Source organism: Paenibacillus foliorum, from assembly GCF_013141765.1.
GTDB classification, from domain to species: Bacteria; Bacillota; Bacilli; order Paenibacillales; family NBRC-103111; genus Paenibacillus_S; species Paenibacillus_S foliorum.
In genome coordinates this window covers 59988-79717 of record NZ_WHOD01000055.1, presented here as the reverse complement: position 1 = coordinate 79717, position 19730 = coordinate 59988, and the positions used below count along the sequence as shown (strand labels likewise).

At 42.4% G+C, this 19730-nt stretch carries 22 protein-coding genes; 8 read left to right on the top strand and 14 right to left on the bottom strand.

The features are described from left to right. Positions 1–281: 281 nt before the first annotated feature. Complete coding sequence (locus tag GC093_RS13585) at positions 282–623, bottom strand: DUF1801 domain-containing protein (protein ID WP_171652414.1); 342 nt, start codon at positions 621–623, stop codon at positions 282–284. Positions 624–689: 66 nt separating this feature from the next. After that, complete coding sequence (locus tag GC093_RS13580; protein ID WP_171652413.1) at positions 690–1625, bottom strand: hypothetical protein; 936 nt, start codon at positions 1623–1625, stop codon at positions 690–692. 847 nt (positions 1626–2472) lie between these two features. Here GC093_RS13580 and GC093_RS13575 point away from each other — a divergent pair. Beyond that, positions 2473–2724, top strand: coding sequence for an NUDIX hydrolase (locus tag GC093_RS13575; RefSeq protein WP_171652412.1), 252 nt, complete (start codon positions 2473–2475; stop codon positions 2722–2724). Positions 2725–3148: 424 nt separating this feature from the next. Here the strand turns inward: GC093_RS13575 and GC093_RS13570 are convergent, their stop codons facing one another. Beyond that, positions 3149–3589: a NucA/NucB deoxyribonuclease domain-containing protein gene (locus GC093_RS13570; RefSeq protein ID WP_171652411.1), complete on the bottom strand. Its 441-nt coding sequence runs from the start codon at positions 3587–3589 to the stop codon at positions 3149–3151. A gap of 148 nt (positions 3590–3737) precedes the next feature. Here GC093_RS13570 and GC093_RS13565 point away from each other — a divergent pair, with 148 nt between their 5' ends. Continuing rightward, positions 3738–4028, top strand: a complete 291-nt coding sequence (locus GC093_RS13565; RefSeq protein WP_171652410.1) for a DUF3817 domain-containing protein — start codon at positions 3738–3740, stop codon at positions 4026–4028. 181 nt (positions 4029–4209) lie between these two features. Here GC093_RS13565 and GC093_RS13560 read toward each other — a convergent pair whose 3' ends face one another. The 8 genes from GC093_RS13560 to GC093_RS13525 all read right to left on the bottom strand — a co-directional run bounded on the left by GC093_RS13560 (position 4210) and on the right by GC093_RS13525 (position 10932). Further along, complete coding sequence (locus tag GC093_RS13560; RefSeq protein WP_171652409.1) at positions 4210–5148, bottom strand: aldo/keto reductase; 939 nt, start codon at positions 5146–5148, stop codon at positions 4210–4212. 159 nt (positions 5149–5307) lie between these two features. Next, complete coding sequence (locus tag GC093_RS13555) at positions 5308–5550, bottom strand: hypothetical protein (RefSeq protein ID WP_171652408.1); 243 nt, start codon at positions 5548–5550, stop codon at positions 5308–5310. A gap of 127 nt (positions 5551–5677) precedes the next feature. After that, entirely contained in the window at positions 5678–5935 is a 258-nt protein-coding gene (locus GC093_RS13550) for an HPr family phosphocarrier protein (protein ID WP_171652407.1), read from the bottom strand. A 246-nt stretch (positions 5936–6181) separates the two neighbouring features. Continuing rightward, a complete protein-coding gene (locus GC093_RS13545; protein ID WP_312886534.1) occupies positions 6182–6460 on the bottom strand; it encodes a hypothetical protein in 279 nt (92 codons plus the stop codon). Between the two features lie 57 nt (positions 6461–6517). Beyond that, positions 6518–7399 (bottom strand): methyl-accepting chemotaxis protein, encoded by an 882-nt coding sequence (locus tag GC093_RS13540; RefSeq protein WP_171652405.1) that lies wholly within the window; start codon positions 7397–7399, stop codon positions 6518–6520. Between the two features lie 109 nt (positions 7400–7508). Then, on the bottom strand, positions 7509–8834 hold the full coding sequence (locus GC093_RS13535; protein ID WP_171652404.1) for a hypothetical protein: 1326 nt from the start codon (positions 8832–8834) through the stop codon (positions 7509–7511). Further along, positions 8831–9958, bottom strand: a complete 1128-nt coding sequence (locus GC093_RS13530) for a DUF58 domain-containing protein (protein WP_171652403.1) — start codon at positions 9956–9958, stop codon at positions 8831–8833. The genes GC093_RS13535 and GC093_RS13530 overlap by 4 nt, the downstream gene beginning before the upstream one ends. 11 nt (positions 9959–9969) lie before the next feature. Beyond that, the gene (locus GC093_RS13525) at positions 9970–10932 is read right to left on the bottom strand and encodes an AAA family ATPase (RefSeq protein WP_171652402.1); all 963 of its coding nucleotides are present in this window, start codon (positions 10930–10932) and stop codon (positions 9970–9972) included. Positions 10933–11180: 248 nt separating this feature from the next. Between GC093_RS13525 and xerS the strand changes: the two genes are divergently transcribed. Then, positions 11181–12260 carry a tyrosine recombinase XerS gene (xerS, locus tag GC093_RS13520; RefSeq protein ID WP_171652401.1) on the top strand — a complete coding sequence of 360 codons (1080 nt, stop codon included), beginning with the start codon at positions 11181–11183 and terminating at the stop codon, positions 12258–12260. A gap of 106 nt (positions 12261–12366) precedes the next feature. Here the strand turns inward: xerS and GC093_RS13515 are convergent, their stop codons facing one another. Continuing rightward, on the bottom strand, positions 12367–13323 hold the full coding sequence (locus GC093_RS13515; RefSeq protein ID WP_171652647.1) for a DMT family transporter: 957 nt from the start codon (positions 13321–13323) through the stop codon (positions 12367–12369). Positions 13324–13465: 142 nt separating this feature from the next. Between GC093_RS13515 and GC093_RS13510 the strand changes: the two genes are divergently transcribed. From GC093_RS13510 to GC093_RS13500, 3 genes are all read left to right on the top strand, one after another. Next, complete coding sequence (locus GC093_RS13510; RefSeq protein ID WP_171652646.1) at positions 13466–14830, top strand: aminotransferase-like domain-containing protein; 1365 nt, start codon at positions 13466–13468, stop codon at positions 14828–14830. A 194-nt stretch (positions 14831–15024) separates the two neighbouring features. After that, on the top strand, positions 15025–15366 hold the full coding sequence (locus GC093_RS13505) for a hypothetical protein (RefSeq protein ID WP_171652400.1): 342 nt from the start codon (positions 15025–15027) through the stop codon (positions 15364–15366). Continuing rightward, the gene (locus GC093_RS13500; RefSeq protein WP_171652399.1) at positions 15356–15823 is read left to right on the top strand and encodes a hypothetical protein; all 468 of its coding nucleotides are present in this window, start codon (positions 15356–15358) and stop codon (positions 15821–15823) included. The genes GC093_RS13505 and GC093_RS13500 overlap by 11 nt, the downstream gene beginning before the upstream one ends. A 169-nt stretch (positions 15824–15992) precedes the next feature. On the opposite strand, the gene GC093_RS13495 is transcribed toward GC093_RS13500, so the two are convergent. Beyond that, positions 15993–16556, bottom strand: coding sequence for an FAD-dependent oxidoreductase (locus GC093_RS13495; RefSeq protein ID WP_171652398.1), 564 nt, complete (start codon positions 16554–16556; stop codon positions 15993–15995). A 251-nt stretch (positions 16557–16807) separates the two neighbouring features. Here GC093_RS13495 and GC093_RS13490 point away from each other — a divergent pair, with 251 nt between their 5' ends. Both GC093_RS13490 and GC093_RS13485 read left to right on the top strand, forming a co-directional pair. Then, the gene (locus GC093_RS13490; protein WP_171652397.1) at positions 16808–17731 is read left to right on the top strand and encodes a DMT family transporter; all 924 of its coding nucleotides are present in this window, start codon (positions 16808–16810) and stop codon (positions 17729–17731) included. An 87-nt stretch (positions 17732–17818) separates the two neighbouring features. Further along, positions 17819–18304, top strand: a complete 486-nt coding sequence (locus GC093_RS13485; protein WP_171652396.1) for a hypothetical protein — start codon at positions 17819–17821, stop codon at positions 18302–18304. A 245-nt stretch (positions 18305–18549) separates the two neighbouring features. Here GC093_RS13485 and GC093_RS13480 read toward each other — a convergent pair whose 3' ends face one another. After that, positions 18550–19716: an iron-containing alcohol dehydrogenase gene (locus GC093_RS13480; RefSeq protein WP_171652395.1), complete on the bottom strand. Its 1167-nt coding sequence runs from the start codon at positions 19714–19716 to the stop codon at positions 18550–18552. Positions 19717–19730: the final 14 nt, after the last annotated feature.

Genomic DNA, 19730 nt, shown 5'->3' with positions numbered 1-19730 from the left:
AGCGAAGCTAGACATTGAAAATGAGCAAGTGCTTAAACATATCATCCACATGCTGATTCATAAGATTGAAGTACATGCGAATGATATCACCCGCCCACTTCTTTTGGGGCATAAATCAAGCGAGGGAAATCATTCCCCCGCCCCCGCCCATTTAAGTAACACTCAACACTCCACATGAGCGCGAGTGCCGTTGCTGCTGAACAGGAAGGAAGTGTTGGGGTAGTTGCTTACTCATGCGGGAGAAACGCAAACACCATGGGATACAGTCGATTGCTGGACGATCAGAGGGCTGCGACTGCCTGGCTTAACAGTGACGACAGTTGATCCATATCAACGGCTTGCCCTTGCCGCAGCTTTATGGTTTTTCTTTCCGGAGGACCGTCGAACATACCTTCCGGTAATGCAAGCTCATTTGCGTTAAAGATCGTAAAGCTAACCGCGTCTTTGGACGTGGAGATAACGGCGGCGTACTTCCCATTCTTCAAAAAATGGGGCTTCTTGTACTGGATGCGCTCCTGTACGTCCGGAATCGCCTGGTAAACCACCTCACGAAGACGGGAACTAAGCTCCCCCTGCCAAGGCTCTTTTAACGCTTCAATAAAATCCGTCACTTCCTGATTCATCTTATTTCCTCCTAAATAGTTCTATTAGACTTGCAAAACTCATACTTTATATGTACTAGCATAATCCTAACTAGCCGTTGATTCAGACTCAAACTGAACAACCGTATCAAGCTCGTCAAACCTTATTTTCAGCTTTTCAAGTTGCATTTTGGCTTTATTAATTTCAGTATTAATCTCAGAAAATAGCGATTCACTTTGATTAGGATTGGAAACTAGTGCTTCCTCATATAAGGAGATAAGTAGCTCTTCGTTTTTGATCGCTTCTTTTAAGTCTTCTTTGGTCTGTGACTTAATTTTGGCTATCATATCGGCGGTTGACGGTGGATGAAGAAGCTCAGCTTGCTTAAGCTCCAATCGGGCTATATCTTCCTCCACCTTTTTCAAAGTTTCAGCAGGATACTTATGTTCTTTATAATACTCAAGTGTTTTCTTAGAAATCATTAGCCCAGAATCAACTGCCATCCAATTAAAGGCATCCACATTCACCCTTTTATTTTCCAATAAATAGTTTTTCAGTTTCTCATGTTCTGAGGCTATCATTTGATAAAATTCTTCACTAGTGATATATGATAGCTCATCGAGGTCATTTTTCTTCTTCTTCTCTGGATCAATTTCTTTGACACTTTCCAAAGCTTTTGTTGCTCTAATTCTTTTATATGATTCTACAAAACCTTTTGCAAATTCCATCTGTTGATCCATCGTTTTTACTTTATCCTGGATTTCTTCTTCTGTAAAAAAGTATGGTTCCCCCTTAATTTTTTTGGATATCGATATCTTTTTATCATCGAACGCAACCTTTAATCCCAACGGTTCTGTAAGCTTAAGGGTTGGCACGTAATTAGTTCCATCCACCGTAATACTCAGTCCAATAACTTCACCTTCAAGTTCAACAACACTCATACTTTCAACCACTTTCCCAGTTAGTGGCTCAATGGCGGCTGACGCATTAAAAGCAAGCATTAATCCCCCACCTATTAGGATACCGACAATTAAATTCCTCATGCTTGTTCATCCTTTTGATTTATTTGTCATTTATGATAGATGGCTCAACATCAAAATCGGTGCCCTGACCTTCTCACGATCATTTACCTGCACAAAATCCTGCAAACTTACAGTTATTTTCAGCTGAAATTTACTATAGAGTGGAAAAAGCTGCGAAAGTACAGCCATTTTCATGTAGAATGGTCCGATTAAGCAATGCATGCACAGAAAGATGCACATTTACATGATTTCATGAACACTGTTGATAAAACATCAAAAAGGATGTACAGATGCAGGTTTTGCGAGTAGGCAGTAGCTTCGAATAATGTCTATATGCTGCCAATGCCGTTCGAAAAGTCTTATTAAGCGATGAGTTAGGTATGGATCTGAAATCGAATGGCTTCGTCAAGCGATGATTTCGATACTGGTACTGAGCCTTATAAATAGCCAATTATTTTATTGAATAGGATGAACTCAAGAAAAATGATAATAATACACGAAAAAATATACATTTGTAATTTAAACGTGCTCATTTTATCTTCCCAATATTCCCCCCTAAAAAATGAAATGAAATTTGGAGTAAAAGAATATCTCACTGATTCATCAAATTCATCTGCATCATAAAAAAACAATCTATAAAGAAGTTTGTATACGGGATAATTAATGATAAGCAAAATAATGACAATTAAAATTTCCCAATCCATCCCACTACCCCCAATCTTATTTATTTGACGAGAGGAGAAAACAGATAGTTGCAAATTTTGCCGCAACTTTCTTCCACTATTTTCCGTACAAATGATGAAGTGTTTAAGATTTAGGCACGCAGAAATTAGTAATAACCGATGAAATATGATGGAGAGTGATCCGTATGTCTAATAAGTTATTAGGAGCGGCAGCGGTAATACTAGATTCTGAAGGGTATGTTCTTTTGGTAAAACATAGCTATGGAAAATATAATTGGGAACTGCCTGGAGGATTATCCGAAAAAAATGAATCCGCAGAGGAAACTGCCCAGAGGGAAGTACTAGAGGAAACAGGCATAGATGTGGCTGTGGAGCAACTAACTGGGATATACTACGATCCTAATAATGATATGCATCCATTTTGTTTTCATTTGTAAAGAAACCAATGATCACCCCCCTCAACCCTGTTCATTGGAGATACTAGAATGTAAATACTACCCCATTGATGACCTGCCTCGCCCCATTAGTGATTTCACTACTCAGCGAATAATTGATGCGTTACAGCCTGACAATAATAAATTATTCCATGTTATCGGACCGAGAAAATGGATAGAGTAAACACATCATCTAAGTGTAGCAATCAAATCATTATTAAATGAATAAAGAGGGGGTAAGTCCCCACTCTTTCCGCCAAACACCTCCGTTTCAACTGCCTCTATAAATCTTCAGTAATCTACTGTGCTTGCTTATCTCCAAGCTCCACTATCTGTTTCATTGAAGTCTCTTATATACTTCTATTTCCCCGGACTTTTTCATATTAATAGTTCTCCTCTTAAGAGATTATAATATCTGAAACAAAAATTAGTTGACTACTATCTTAATCCTTGTCCCATCAGGATACTTCTCAAGTTGGTTACTAACCCAAGATCCAGCTCCTCTATTATCTGAAGGATTTATATGCTTAATATCGGCACCTTTTCCACCCTCGACACACATTGCCATAGGAAACTCATCACGGTCTAGATTAGGCTTTGTAGGAATGCCTTTAAGCGATTCTTTTCGATTTTCTTCAGCCCCCTTTCGATCAATTGTACATATGGAGGGCTCTCCTTGTTCTATAGCTTCCCTGATGTGCGCAGCTGTTTCTGGATAACGAACGGATGGAAAGACTATGGTATATACAGCTTCAGTATCATCATTCTGAGTACTTGCTGGGATTGGAAATAGTTCAGGTTTAAAAAAATATAATAGTGCGATAAGGCTCAAAATGACTAAGCTAACTAACATTGATTTATTTTTCATCTGTAAATGCCCTTAATATGAATTTTTATTTGTATTGTGAACATTGGAATCGTGAACCTTTTTCGAACAAATCCTTCTTCCTGTATGGAAAATTGATTTTATCATATATACTAAGCTAGTCGATATTTATTAGAAGAGGTGTGAACGGATGTTAAAAACTGCGCTTGGACGTTTTCGTCTTATAGGTCTGTATGAAGGAATTTCTTTCCTTGTTCTTCTTGGAATTGCCATGCCGTTAAAATATTACGCAGATTTTCCTTTGCCTGTTAAGATAGTCGGAATGCTGCATGGCTTGTTATTTGTTCTTTATCTTCTCACCCTTGCTCATGTGACTCTTACTAACCGCTGGTCCTTTATTCGTGTTATAGGCGCTCTTGTTGCTTCTCTTCTGCCTTTCGGCACTTTTGTGCTCGATGCAAGACTTCGCCGCCAGCCTTAAACGGCCATCATGTGTCTCTTAAAAGGGCCAGTACCAAATTTCAAACAAACAAGCCTCTAAAACCACGGATAAAGTGGGATTGGAGGCTTCTTTTTCTATGGACTCAACACTCTAAATGGGGCGTGATAGATCCTAAGAAGTCTTCGTCTTTTGGGACAGCACCAGCAATCGATTTTAGTAATTATTTCGCAGCCTTCCAAGCGGAAGGATGTTCCTCACTGACAAGCTCCAGGTTTGCTGCGCTGGCATTCGCTTCTACTTGCTCTGGGCTTTTGCAGCCAGGAATGACCGTGGCAACCGCAGCATGCTGCAAGCACCAAGCCAAGGCCCATTCGGCCATATTAACGCCTTCCGGCAGCTCATTCTGCTGGATCTCCTGTACTTTTTGCAGCTTCAATGCTGTAGCTTCCTTATCATGCCTAGAACGGACATCATTATCGGCAAATTGAGCCCCTGGCTTATATTTACCGCTTAAATAGCCACTTGCAAGAGGAACTCTGGCAAGCACTCCCAAGTCCTGCCGTTCGCATGAAGGAAAGACGCGATTCTCAGGTGTTTGATCCAGCCGATTGTACACCACTTGGATCGTTTTGGCATTAATACTGGATGCTGCATCAGTCTGATGAAGATTATCATTACTGCCGATGGAGATGCCTAGGTGTCTTATTTTGCCGGCTTGCACCTGTTTGTCCAATGTTGTCCACAGCTCATCATTGTCAAACTCTTCATTGGACCCTGAGTGGAATTGATATAAATCTACATAATCCGTTTGCAACGCAGATAAAGAGGCATCAAGCTGCTTAAGAACCTCTTGCGCTGACCAATCATTTCTTAATGGGTTGTTCCGATCGGAATGGTTATGTCCAAACTTCGTCGCTATAACCCAACCCGTTCTGCTTTTACGACGAGCTATATAGTCCCCAATAAAGCTTTCGGATAGATGATGACCATAGCATTCTGCTGTATCAATCAAGTTAATCCCGACATCCGAGGCTTTATCAAGAATGGCATCCACCTCGTCCTGAGTGAAATCCTTACCCCATGCTCCACCGAACTGCCACGTTCCTACTCCAACTACCGATACCTTTAGCTCCGTTTTCCCAAGTCTACGGTATTTCATGAATTGTCAGCTCCTTAGCCCAGCATTTGGAATTCTCTTTCCTATTTAATTATAAAAGAGTTTCCAAAAGTCAACAAGAAATGAAAAAAAAGTACGCTAGTTAAGTTCGAGTAACTAACAGAAGACCAGGTAAGAGATGAAGGCTGGTGAGTGTATTGTTTATAGACTAATCGTTACATCCAGCGGCACTATATTTTGGTTCAATTTTTCTTTGCACCATTTTAATTGAACCTGCATCTTAGTCTCAGATTCATCTCTTCTCGGAGTTTCAAAGTCTTCCTTATTGATAAGGTAAGCTTCTTGTAAATTATCTGTGTATTCGACCTTATAAACATGCTTAACCACAAACTTGAAGTCCTTCACATACCTGCCCGTATCTGCGTTCTTAAATGAAATTTTCATCGCTGCCACTCCCTGTCTAAAGATTTATAGAGCAAAAAAAGCCTGAATGCTCAGGCTTCCACATGTATCTTCAAATCGACCCCGATCGAAGTTTTATTAGGACTGCAGCACGCGAGAGACTAACCTCTTAAGATTTGTTTTCCAACAGGTCGCACATGGTGTCAATAGCTTCTTTCTCATCTCTGCCCCTGGTTTGTAAGGTGATTTTAGTTCCAGATCGTAATGGGATCATCATCATGCCTAGAATGCTTTTCACATCCAATTGTAAATCGTCATGATCAAACTTAATTTTGATATCGGAGCTGAATTTCGCTGCTTGATAAGCAACCTCCTGCAAGTATTGAGGCTGCAAGTCATTGCAAATTTGAATCTCATGTACTCTCATCTGTATGCCTCCGTTCGTTCGTAACTTCATGTAGAAAATCAAGAATATCCTCAGCCGCTTATCCACATGTTACAACAGATTTCGTCAGATGAGAAGTACAAGAAAACGCTATCAATTATTATTATTTTTTCTAAATTAAATTATCCGCGCCTCCCGATTCTTTTGCGAAAAGCTTTCTCACCAAATGTTCAACTCCAGCTACAAAAAAATCCCCTAAGCCGTCTGGCACAAGGGAATCTTTAGCTGTTACTCTTCTTCTTGCAGCTTGCTTTTTGCAGCCTCAATCAGCTGCTCATATATTTCATCATCCTCTTCAAGCAGTTCTTCTAACGCTTCAATCTCTTCTTCTCCGCCTGAATCCTTCAAGAAATTCAAGCTATAGCTCCACTCTTTATTGTTTTTTTTCCTGTATAGGGTAATCTCATAGGGCTGCTTATGGTTCTCAACACTAAATTCTACTTTGCCAATGTAGCCGTCTTCCTTACTGTGTGTCATGCTGGCTTCCAAAATGGTAATCAACAACATCATCCTTCTTTCGTTTACTAATTCGATACCAATCAAAAAAACTGTATCATCTAGATCTTATGCCAAAGAGTTCGCTATACCTGTTAACCGCTCAGCTAGGCCTGTAACTTTACCTACTGAAGCAACCATTTGCTGAGTAGCATCAGCCTGCTCGTTACTCTTGCTTGCACTGTCCTGTGAGGCTGCAGTTACCGCGTCCATCTTGATGCTGATCTGCTCCGTTAACTCAGCGATTTTCTCAGCATTTTGTTTAGATACGGCGGACAGCTTGCGAATTTCTTCAGCTATAATCCCGAATCCCCTACCATGTTCGCCACTTCGTGCTGCTTCTATCGCTGCATTCAGTCCTAAAATATGGGTCTGACTGGCTACGTTACGAATAAATTGTAACATTTCGCTGATGTTTTTGGAAATATCCTGTACCTCTTGAATTTGTCCTGCCAAATGTTTCTCATTGGTATCGATCTCTTGAGCTGAAGCAGCTATATGTGTAATGCTTACTGTCAATCCTTGCGCATTCTCATGAAGCAGCTTGGAAACTTCCTGCAGATCATATCCAATCCTCTGCGCCAGTTCTTTGTTTAACCCGCGGATGCGTGTTGAAAGTCCCTTCATCACCCGCCAAGCAAGAACACTATCCTCTTGCATCAGCTTACGAAAAGATTCTTGTTGAAGCACAACAAGTGTGCATGCCTGGGAAGCTACAACCGTCCCGCTCCTGGGCATCTCCTCCAATAGAGACATCTCCCCGAAAAAATCACCTTTACCTAGCTTAGCAATGGGAATGCTTCTGCCATCTTGCTCCAAAAAAATTTCTACTTCCCCGTTGAGTACAACATACATGTCTACGCCTGGCTCACCTGAACGAACAATAATTTCTCCAGGCTGCTTGGTTACTATTTGACCAACTTCAATCAGCAACTCTTCGTTCAAATCCATGTTTTATCCCTCTACGGTTTCAGATTCTAATCTCTATCACCACTCCACTATACAGAATTCGATTTCCACACTCATAATCCTTTTGAATGGTAAATGAAACGCATTTATTTTAAGATTGCTTATTTCTGTCAACAGCCTGCTTGAGATGGATAATTTCCGAGTCCTCCGCAAGCTTATCGCCATAACGCGCCTGTTCATACAAGGAGATTAACGATTCTGGTGATTGTAGCTTATTATTGGCCCAGCGCTGTATATCCTTCGTCGTTTCCTTCGGTGTCAAAAAACGTTGTGGAAGATAGCCTTCTTCAACTGATTTTCGAATCCAATTTCTGTATAAATAGCGGACACGTTCACGGTTATCCTTCATATCTTCCCATTTCTCACGTGGTTCCGATTTACGGGGCAGCCATCCCTTCATTCGAGCCGTTAGTTGATCACGCAGTGCCTGCCAATCCATCAAGCTTTCGACATTATCCTCATATCCGCCGACGCCTTTGCGAATTTCCTTTCGTGACAGAATATCCATCATCTTTAAGTACAATGTTTTCATAAGCTTAGAAAGCCTTTTGGCAACCCAATAGAGCATGATAAGCAGCAGTACAACGATGGCCACCTCTACCAAAATCATAAATATCTTCTCCAGCCATACAAGCCAAGGCGCAGCTTCACCAGCTTCTCCTAACCCTCCAAAGTCCTTCGGGGCTTGTTCAACCTTATCTGCAGGTGGAGGCTCAGGATTTCGGGAAAGCAGCTCCCGCAGCCATGCCAGCAGCTGCTCCTTCAGCCATAAAACGGCTTGCTGCAGCTTACGGAACCCTACAACAATAAGAATCAATCCTAATACTATAAGCACCAGGACACGGTTCTGCCAAACTACAGCTGCTGCAAGCACAGGCTCCTTATCCCCAGATAACGTCTCTTGCTTCATATTCGATTGATTCGTCATTAACAATGTGATCGCAAGCGATGCCAGACCACCCCATAACAATAAGGATGAATAGGGTTGAAGTATCGGGACAAACGACCATACCAAAGAACAGATAAAATAAACTACAAGACCAATCCCATAGAAGGATACTGGAAATACTACATCCCAGGGCACTGTAACGAACCTTACCCCTCGGGCTACAAGCAATGCGGCAATTGGCATGCCCAAGTAAAATCCGTACGATGTACCAAAAATCAAATATGCTGCTAAGGCACCCATAATGATTATGAAAAAAAACAGCTGATATCTTTTCCGCAATGACAGCAGGCTTCCGCCTGTGTAGCCAACTGCATAGCTAAACATCAATGAAAGAACCCACAACCACATACTGACATCATTAGGCAATAGGTACACCGCCAACATAAGCAGTAGCGGAAGCCCCAATAGCAGCTCCACGGTTCCCTTCAAAACACTACTACCCATACCTTTCCAGAACGTTAACTTCATGCTCCGGCACCTGCCTGTTCCACTGAGGCTGAATGGTCTTCTTCCTTCTGAAGAGGAAATACTTGTACACCATTCCCATTGTAACCAAGCTGCTCAATCGTCCTTTGCATCTTATCGCTCACATAAGACGTAATAATCACTAGATCCATTCGTGAGGAACCTAGGTTTTGGGCAGCGAATTGCTCCAGTAAATCATCGAAAGATATACTTCGGGCTACCACCAGCCTTGCCATCGTTTCCAAGAGGAAGGTCATCTGCTCAGGACCACTTCTCGGTTCTACCAGAACCGGTTGCTTAGGTATGTCTATGAGATAAGCATTTGAACCAAAACCTGCTTCCATGCCTTGCCCAATGGCATATTGCGCGAATGTAGCTGCGTATGAAACGCCTTGTTCGAACAGCTCTTCATCATTCACCTGATTCCACATCTTCTCGTGATCTTCCACATTGAGCAGAATCATCAGACGATGATCCGCCGTAAAATCATGTTGATGAACCTGAAGCCTGCCGCTGCGTGCAGTCGCCTTCCAATTGATTCCATTCAACGGATCACCATAACGGTACTCTCGGACGCCTGATATCATGAAGGGATCCTCTACAATCCAACGGCGCACCGTCATATCCCCTTGCCAGCTATGGGAAGGAATCGCTATATGCTTTAGCTCAGCTATCTTCGGATACACCAGCAGCTCGACATCCAGCGTTAATCGTAACGTATTTCGATACAGCCCCAGTAAATCACCGAACGTTAATGAAGCTGTATTCAGCCTATAGCAGCCTCGTATTGTACATTCAATCCGATGCTTTCTAGTAATTTGCGTAAATGGCATTAAACTGAACAAGCTTTTGTGGTTTTGAAACATGGCTCCGTCATTGATATCGAGACCCACTTGGCTCTGAAATTTAAGGCTGGCATGAATTAGAGATTCAAGTCGCAGCCATGGCACCGGAATGAGATTACGATTAGCAATCCGTTCCACTAGCTCCACTTCCTCGCCTTGAAAGCATGCCGTTTTACTGAAATAACGCTTATAGGTTAGCCCATGTTGCCCCAAATAACGAAACAGTACGGCTTGTATGACAATAATAATGAATGCTACAAAAAGAAACCAATGGATCGCCATTCGTCCACATCCTATCTGGAAAGCAGGTTTTCTTCAGCGGGTACTGTAACCTCACGCAGCACCGAAGCAACTACCGCTTCCGCCGCTTCATTACGGGAACGGTAAGAACCCTTAACGATAATTCGATGAGCCAAAACGGATGGAGCCATTGCTTTAACGTCATCGGGAGTTACAAAGTCCCTTCCGCGCAGCACCGCATGCACTTGAGCCGCCTTCAGCAAAGCTTGGCTGCCGCGTGGGCTGACTCCTGTTGCCACATCCGCATGTGAGCGTGTCTTCTCAACAATTGCGAGCAAATAGGAGAGCAAGTCATCGCTGACTGTAACTTTAGCATAATGCTTCTGAGCTACGGCAATTTCCTCTGCATCAGCTACACTCGAAATCTCATCCAACGGGTTTTGTTCCTTAAACCTCTTCAATATATCCATACCTTCTTCAGTGCTCGGATACCCCATATTCACTTTGAATAAAAACCGATCCAGCTGCGCCTCCGGCAAAGGAAACGTTCCTTGATTCTCAACCGGATTCTGAGTTGCGATCACTAAGAACGGGCGCTGCAGCAGGCGCGTCTCTCCATCTATGCTGACCTGCCTCTCTTCCATACACTCCAGCAGGCTGGACTGCGTTCGCGGGGTTGCTCTATTGATCTCGTCAGCCAGAAGAAGATTCGTAAACAACGGTCCAGGACGGAATTCGAATTCGGACAGCTTTTGATTATAAAAGTTAATTCCGCTCAAATCGGACGGGAGTAAGTCCGGCGTAAACTGAATCCGTTTGAAGCTCCCATTTATTGACTTGGACATAGCCTTCGCCAGCAACGTCTTTCCGGTACCCGGAACATCCTCCAGTAATACGTGACCTGACGCAATAATAGCAATTAACAGCTTATCGATCACATCGTCTTTTCCTACTACCACCTTGTTGACATTACTTTTAATCTTCTGTGCCAGTTCTTTAATTTGTGTAAGCTGCATGCTGGTTCCTCCGTCTATCCATTTTTGAGTGAATGATTACTATCCTACAATCAATGGTTACCATTTTCATCCACTTTTGAAAACAGCTCCACTAGGTTTCGTTGCAATCGTTTTCATTCAACTTTACCACAGCACACAGCCAAAAAGCTACGCGAGCCCCAAACGATTGCTTTCAATAAGCGAACAGCTGTACTATACTTATTTCAACAGCGCGTTGCGTAGACCAACTTCCACAGAGGTGTATACCTATGAATATAATAAAAGTGAAAGACCGCCAAGAGCTGGATAAGAAAATTCCATCTATGCCGTGGTATGTAGAAAAATTTATTAATTTTAAGCTGCCTGATCTCTCTCCATCATCATTATTGGAATATGTGCGCGATTATGAAACCTTTTTCTCCTGGATGCTTGCCGAAGGGTTAGCAGAAGCGGAGTCTATGAGACTCATACCCATTGAAGCATTGGAGAAGCTGCACATGGAAAGTGTGGACAATTTCCGGATGTATCTAATGACGCGAACCGAAAATACCAACAGCCGAACAACGATCTCCCGCAAGCTGTCCTCTCTTCGTTCCTTGTTTCATTACCTAAGTCAAATCGCGGAGGATGAAGAATTCTATCCCCTGTTGAAAAGAAATGTTATGGCTAAGGTACAGATCAAGCGTACGAACAAGCCCAAAGATACAGCTGCCAAGCTGGAGGGCAAACTGCTGCAGGAAGAAGAAATCCTGGAATTTCTCGAATATATTCAAACCGGTTACGGGCAAGAGGTTGTCAATAACAAGCAAGCTCTATACTCCTTTGAAAGAAATAAAGTGAGAGATTCCTGTATCGTCAGCCTTATTCTCAATTCCGGTTTGCGCGTGTCGGAAGTCTTCAATCTTAATGTCGATGATATCGATATCAAAAAACGATTGACACATGTTTATCGAAAAGGTAAAAACGACGATTCTTTCAAAACGCCGGTTTATTTCCGCCAGGAAGCCATTGAAGCTTTGAAAAATTATATGGAGCTGCGCCAGTCCCAGTATAAAGCTCCTCGTAGAGAAAAAGCCCTCTTCCTCGCCATTGCTAACGGTAAAAAAGAGGGAGAACGTATGACTAAGCGAGCTATTCAGGAAATGGTGATCAAATACGCCAAACGATTCGGCAAGCCTTTCCTATCCGTTCACAAGCTGCGCCATTCGTTCGCCACCGACTATTATATGCGTAACGATCTATACAAAACTCAGGAGCAGTTGGGCCATGCGTCACCGGAAACTACGCAAATCTATGCTCATTTGACCGATAAAACGATGGCTGAAGCAATCGACAACCAGAAAGATTAATCTATCCAACATTTCGGCTTGATAAGCTGGAATGTTTTTTTCAATTGTATTTCCCCCGATTCAACCTTCACAATATTGCGATTATCCTTTAAGGGTAGCTCAAAGCTCAACCATTAATCTTTACATCAGCCTGCCTGCGATTAGCTCTTGAGAAACGGCTGTTGGTACCTGCCACTCCAGCTATAATCATTACTGCTCCAATCAGATGATAGTACTCCAGAGCCTCTTGCAAAAATATATATCCGCCTGCAATGGTGATTAACGTAGCGATATGGTTGAACACGCTAATCTTGGTAGCTTCTATCTGTGACAAAGCATAATTCGATAGCAAGGAAGAAGCGAGTGATGAACATATACCTAAGTACAGAATGGATACAACAAACGACGGACTTGTAAAAGGCTCAAAATACAGGTTCAAGGTGCCTGCCGATAGATGCCGAATAACAGATAAGCTATTGAAGATAATAAATCCGAAAGCTGTCATGAGATAGGTGATTTCCAAAACATTGCCCAGCTGTGCCTTTTTTCTGGTCAGTACTGTATATCCGGCTAATGAAATAGATGTTAGAAACATGAGTACCGTTCCCGGTACATTGGCCGATTCAAACCGGACCCCTTTCATGAGCACCATATAAATGACTCCTGCAACGGCGAACAATACAAAAAGCTTTTGACTACGGCTCGAGTGCTCCTTAAGAAAGTAAGACGCTGCTATCATCGTAAAGACAGGTACGGTAGCTTGTATGATCCCTGCTTCTGAAGAGGAAATATAGAATAAACCAAACGTTTGAAAAGTGAAAAACAAAACCGGATACAATAAAGCCAATGGAAGAATCGGTAATATAGCTTTTGGCTTTATGTTTATCCTTACCCACCCCATTAAGACAGGAATCGAAGCTGCCACGAACGAAACATTAAAACGATGTGCAAGGATGTCAATAGGATGAGCAGACACCAATGCTAACTTCACAAAAATGAATGAAAAGCCAATGCATAGAGCATATAATCCAGCAGCAAGATACGCATTCTGAACTTGCTTATTTGATTTTAATTTGAGTTCTATTTGGATTACCCCCCACTATCGCATGCATGCAATGCTATTAACCAACCGGAAGTTGTAAGCTCATAGTAACCTGTAGATCAGTGTGATACAATGTTTAAAAAAGTCATCTGTACCGGTACAGATAGACGGCAGAGGTGAATTCGTGCATAAGTATTTACAGATATTAAACGGACTTGAGAGTCTGATCCATAGCCGCCCCTACAAAGAAGGAGAAAAGCTTCCTTCCATAAGAGCATTGTCTGACCAATACAGCTGCAGCAAAAGCACTATTATTCGTGCACTGAACGAGTTGGAAAAACAGCATCTGATTTATTCGGTTCCAAAGAGCGGCTATTACGTAGTCAAAAGAACAAACCTTCTAGAAGAGAATGATTCAAGTATCATCGATTTTGCCACATACGCTCCTGACCCTGACGTGTTCCCCTATTTGGATTTTCAGCACTGCATTAATAAAGCGATAGATACATATAAGAACGAGCTGTTTGTTTACGGGACACCCAAGGGGCTACCCTCTCTCATTCAAACGGTGAAAGGTCAGTTGGCCAATCATCAAATCTTTGCAGATCAACGCAATATTATCGTTACCTCTGGTATCCAACAGGCGCTGTCGTTGTTGACGGCCATTCCTTTTCCAAATGGAAAATCAAAGATATTGATTGAACAGCCCGGCTATCACTTATTCATCGAGCATTTGGAAACGCGCCAAATTCCTGTCTTAGGCATCCAAAGAACTGCTGCAGGAATTGATTTAGACGAGCTGGAGCATCTATTTCGTACAGAGTCTATTAAATTCTTTTACACGATGCCAAGGTTCCACAACCCTTTAGGCAGTTCTTTCACTCAGCAGGAAAAAAAGAAAATTGTAGAGCTGGCAAAAGCTTATGATGTCTACATTGTCGAGGACGACTATTTAGCTGATTTCGAGCAAGACAGTAAGGCTGATCCTCTATATGCCTACGATGACTCGTCACATGTTATCTATCTCAAAAGTTATTCCAAAATTATATTTCCTGGCCTGCGTATAGGAATAGCGGTGATCCCTGATGCTCTGATGGAATTGTTCAACCGTTACAAACGTCTGCTCGACATCGATAGCTCTATGCTCTCGCAAGCAGCTTTAGATATTTATTTAAAAAGCGGCATGTTTGAACGCCACAAACAGAAAATCCGTTCTTCTTATTCTCGAAGATCTCAATTATTGAATGATGCTCTGCAGCAGCACTCAGCGCTTAATGGGGAATTATTTGCTTATCCTTCTCCTAAACAGCCGTGTATTCATGCTCATATCGTACTGGACAGCAGAGTTTCAATCCCACAGCTTATTAACAATCTTCATAGAAAATCAATTCTACTTGAATCCGTCCATAAAAATTATTTATCCTCATTTCCTAAATTACCTATTCTGAAGGTCACCGCTTCCAATGCCAAGGATAAAGATATTAAACCGGGTATTTTACAATTGGTTGATGAAATGAAAAAGGTTTATTTGACGAAGACCTCACTATGAAGGGGAGATCGGTAGCCGTTCTCCCCTTTCATTGTAATTTATATATGCTTACAGTTAGATAAGGTCTAATTGATCTAGATACCCAGGGTTATTCCCAGGTATCCCCTCAAAATTGTCGAACCTTCTCGAATAATGTAGGATGTCCTGCTATTCCGACTCAATAAATGATTACTAGCGACGGAGGTGCACACAGTTTGAGTAGTACAAAACATGGTTGGCAAAATAAACTCGAGCAATGGAAATACAGAGCAAAGCAACAGATCTTCGGCACTGAGGACATTGAGGAAAGCGCTGAACCCATTGAACTTAGCGCTGTCATGCTAGAGAAATGCAAGATAATGGCCGAGGCCGAACAGACTACCGTGAATGATGTGGTTCAACAAATACTAGAACACTATTGGCTACAGCGCAGCAATGAACTTTCCACTCCTATATCGAGGGAACACATAGATCGAAACCCCATATTTCTGTTGGATGCGCTAGCCCACCGAAATTTCAAACCGTTCGGAGTTGGGGAGAGTCACTATGATCAATGATGAACAACTGAATTATCAGCAAGCAGTGTTTGTAGATCAAACGGCCTTTACTTCCTTTATGGACCCGCAGTCTCCTTATTATTCAAAAGCAAAATCCATATTTCTAGATCTTGATGATTTAGAACGTACTTTGGTTACATCGAATTATGTCATGTTTGACACCCACCAATGGCTCAGAAATAACTTTGGCTTTGAACATGCGCAATACTTTCTGGATACCATGGAAACAGCCGCCGCTCAATCTAAGCTGGTTATTATCTCAGGTAGATCGGAGTTCGAGAATGAGTCCAAACGTCTCATTGTCGATTGTCCGGATTTACAGCTATCGCTTAGTGAAGCTGTTACTGCTGTAATCATGATCACCTATCAGATCAAACGTATATTCACTTTCAATCCAAGCTATGCATTCCTGCCAAAGCTGGATTCGGGGATCAAAGTGCTGCCAAGCATCTGGTAGTGGCATCCACTCTGCTTTCAGTATCAAAAAGAGGTTGTCTATAAGATCATTTCTGATCTCATGAGACAACCTCTTTTTGTATCGCATCAACCTTCTTAAGCAATTATGCTGCCTAAAAGGACAGAATAACCGTTTATCCATATATACTTAATCCATTGCTGAATTCATATTATTGCTTAATCATGTCGTGATCAACATAACGTTCGCCATTCAATTCACTGATGACATTAATTGCTACTTTCGCACCGTCTCCTGATGTGATGATCGTATGCACGCTCACTCCAGCAGCCGTTCCAGCAGCCCAAATGCCCTCAACCGATGTTTTGCCTTCAGCCGTTACATCGAACACCGTTTTAATACGCGGCTCGGTTGCTGGTTTGGTCTTAATTCCGAGCTGTTCAGCCAAATCGGTCATTACGCCTGTAGCTAGAATGACATGTGTACCCTCATAGCTCCCTGCTTCTGTCGAAATGGTGAAGCCCTCAGAACCCTTGGCAATTTGTACTGCCTTGCTTTGAACCAGCTCTGCTCCAAACTTGACTGCCTGCTTCTTGCCAATCTCTACAAGATCAGGACCGCTAATTTCCAATACTCCATAATGATTCTCTACCCATGCCCGTTTCGTAATGCTTTGGTCGCTATCAATAACCAATGTTTTCTTACCAGCCTTGGCTGCAAACAATGCAGCGCTTGCTCCTGCTGGACCTGCTCCAATCACAACAATATCGTACATTTGGGAAATCTCCTCTCAGTATTGGAATCAAATGTTTGTAAGCTTGTCTACTCTATCAATGCTACACAAAATGGTTAAAGATGTCAAAATAGACGGGTTAATCTAGTATAGATCGGGGCACTTCAATTTCATAGCCATTTATTTAATGATATAAATTTTTAACCATTTTAATTTAACATCATCTTGTAACATGCACGTATCCCATGTAAACTGAGGTCACTTGACCTTATGATAAAGGAGTACGATTTTGTATGCTTTGGCGTTCCCCCTACATCCTTTTGATACTGGCCACCTGCCTATGGGGAGGGAATTTTGTCGTAGGCAAAGTATTAGTCGCTGAAATCCCCCCTATCTTATTAGCGACCATCCGATGGTGCATAGCTCTTCTCGTCATGCTACCGTTCGTCGGCCGTGATATGTGGAAGCAGCGCTCGCTTATGATCGCCAAGTGGAAGCCGCTTTTATTCCTATCGCTGACTGGAGTCGCCGGCTTCAATACATTAACCTACATAGCGGTTCAATATACAGGATCCATTAATGCTGCACTTATGAATTCGGCTACACCTGTTCTTATTGTACTAATTTCTGCTATTGTACTGCGCGAGCCATTCACGATTGCCGTACTGCCTTCAATAGCGCTCTCGCTTGTTGGCGTTCTATGGATCATTAGCCGCGGCAGTTGGGATGCTATTGTTAGCTTATCGTTTAATAAAGGCGACATGTGGATGATAGCCGCAATAATTTGTTGGGCGTTGTATTCGGTTTGGATGAAAAAAGCTGCTGGCCATTTCCCGTCTCAGGCCTTATTCTTTTGGCAAATAGTCGTTTCTGTGATCGTATTGATTCCTTCATCTATAATCGAGTATGCAGTTCGGCAGCCAGTTCTCCATGGATCAATCAGTCTCATATTAGGCTTATTGTACTTAGGCATTTTTGCATCTTTGATAGCATTTACAGCTTGGAATAAGGCGATTGCATTGATCGGACCTTCCCGTTGTGCCGGATTTCTGAATTTGATTGTTGTGTTCAGTGCTATCTTTGCTACCGCATTTACAGGCGAACATTTACATCTGTACCATTGGATTGGAGCGGCGCTTGTGCTAGCGGGAGTATACTTAACCAACCGGATACAGAAGTCTGCTCAGAGGAATAATACAGTTGGTCAAAAACAATAGCCAAGCTGCTTTTTAAAATTAAACATTTATGTTAAATTAAAGAAAATCCAATCATTTTCACTTTTTTCAAGGGGATGAGTCCTAATAATGAATGAACATGCATTGAAGCAGTTAGTTCAAGCCAAATCCGAACAAGAGCTTGCAGAACTACAAGTCTCTATTCAGAATGGAGGTTACTCAGCTTTTCATCAGCTTCTAGAGGGCTTTAAGCAGCAGATCAAGGAAATGAACGACACGCAGGTCCAACAGGTCTTAGAATGGATACAAACAGCTGAGCGGCTATTTCCCGATCCCGGTCTGTTCAGCCCGTCGTGGCTGCATATTTGGAAAGAGCTATCTGAGATGGTTTCGATAAAGACTCAATTAATGCAAGCGGTTCCAGTCGAAGAACGAAATGGTGAATGGCAGGTCATTCTGGATAATCCGCATACGATTCAAGAGGTTGTCTGCCACCCGAGCCTTACCTTTGACCATGCTGCTTACTTGTTCAGCTATTTCCGCCCTGGTCTTGAGAAAAATGAGTATATTCGTTTACAAAAAATCCAAAACAAGTTCATAGAAGTGGGATCATAAGCAATATTTATGTGTCCTTGGTACTAGGTATAGTCGCGCCGTTCGACCCTCTCGACACAATAGTAATTTTAACTACCAAGCATCCGTGTGAAAATGTCGAACCGATTCCGTTTTTAGCGAGTTATGCGCTTGCCCGGGAAATGATTGAAATTTCCCACGTTATTGCAGCAGATTCAACCCTAATAAAGAGCCCTGCTACGTATAGCAGGGCTCTTTATTAGGCAAGGTGAATAAGGAAATTTTGCTTACAAGCTCATCTCTAGAATTTGGCGAACGTCACTTTCGTAAAGGGGCTTGAAAGAACCTACAGGTCCGAATCGGACCGTTTCCTTGGCCATCCGGTCTAACTCCTTGGCATCGATGTTCAAGTCACTTAAGCGACTTGGTGCCCCGATTCTAGTAAAGTATTCACGCGTTGCCTGAATACCCGCCAATGCAATCTCATTGTCCGACTTGCCGTTCGGATCTATCTGCCACACCCTTACAGCATATTGAACAAAACGGTCGATTCGCTCTTGATACACATATTTCATCCAATTCGGAAATAAAACGGATAACCCCTCTGCATGGGCGATATCATAAATAGCGCTGACCTCATGCTCGATCATATGTGTCGCCCAATCATTTTGCATACCAATACTGATCATGCCACCGTTTAAAGCATATGTGCCACAAAGCATTATATTGGCGCGAGCAGCATAATCGCTAGGATATTGTAACGCTTGCTCTCCATTTTCAATGACGGTTTGCAGAATGGATTCACACAAACGCTCCTGCAATGGAGTACCCGTCGTTGGACTGAAGTATTGTTCAAATACGTGAGACATCATATCAACGATGCCATTAACGGTCTGGTTTGCGGGAACTGAATAGGTCAGAGTAGGATCGAGAATGCTGAACTTCGGATAAGCATGAATACTACCGAACGATTTCTTCAGATTTTCCTCCCAATTCGTAATTACTGAGTTACCATTCATTTCGGAGCCTGTGGCCGATAGCGTCAAAACAGTACCGAGCGGTAGCGCGGATTGAATTTGTGCTTTTCTTATGCAGAAATCCCATACATCACCATCGTAAGGCACTCCAGCCGCTACTGCTTTGGCTGCGTCAAGTACGCTTCCTCCGCCTACTGCCAATATAAAATCAACTCCTTGCTGACGGCATATGTCGATACCCTTCTTTACCGTAGTAACACGCGGGTTAGGCTCTACGCCTGCCAGCTCATGTACCTCAGCTTGGATTTGTTCTAATTGTTGTAAAACACGGTCATATAAACCTGATGATTTAATGCTTCCACCGCCATAGACCAAGAGCACCTTTTTACCATAAACGGAAATTTCTTGTCCTAATTGGCTCAGCTTGTCAGGGCCAAACAGTAATTTAGTCGGGTTTTGAAATTCAAATGAATTCATTGTAAAGTCGTGCC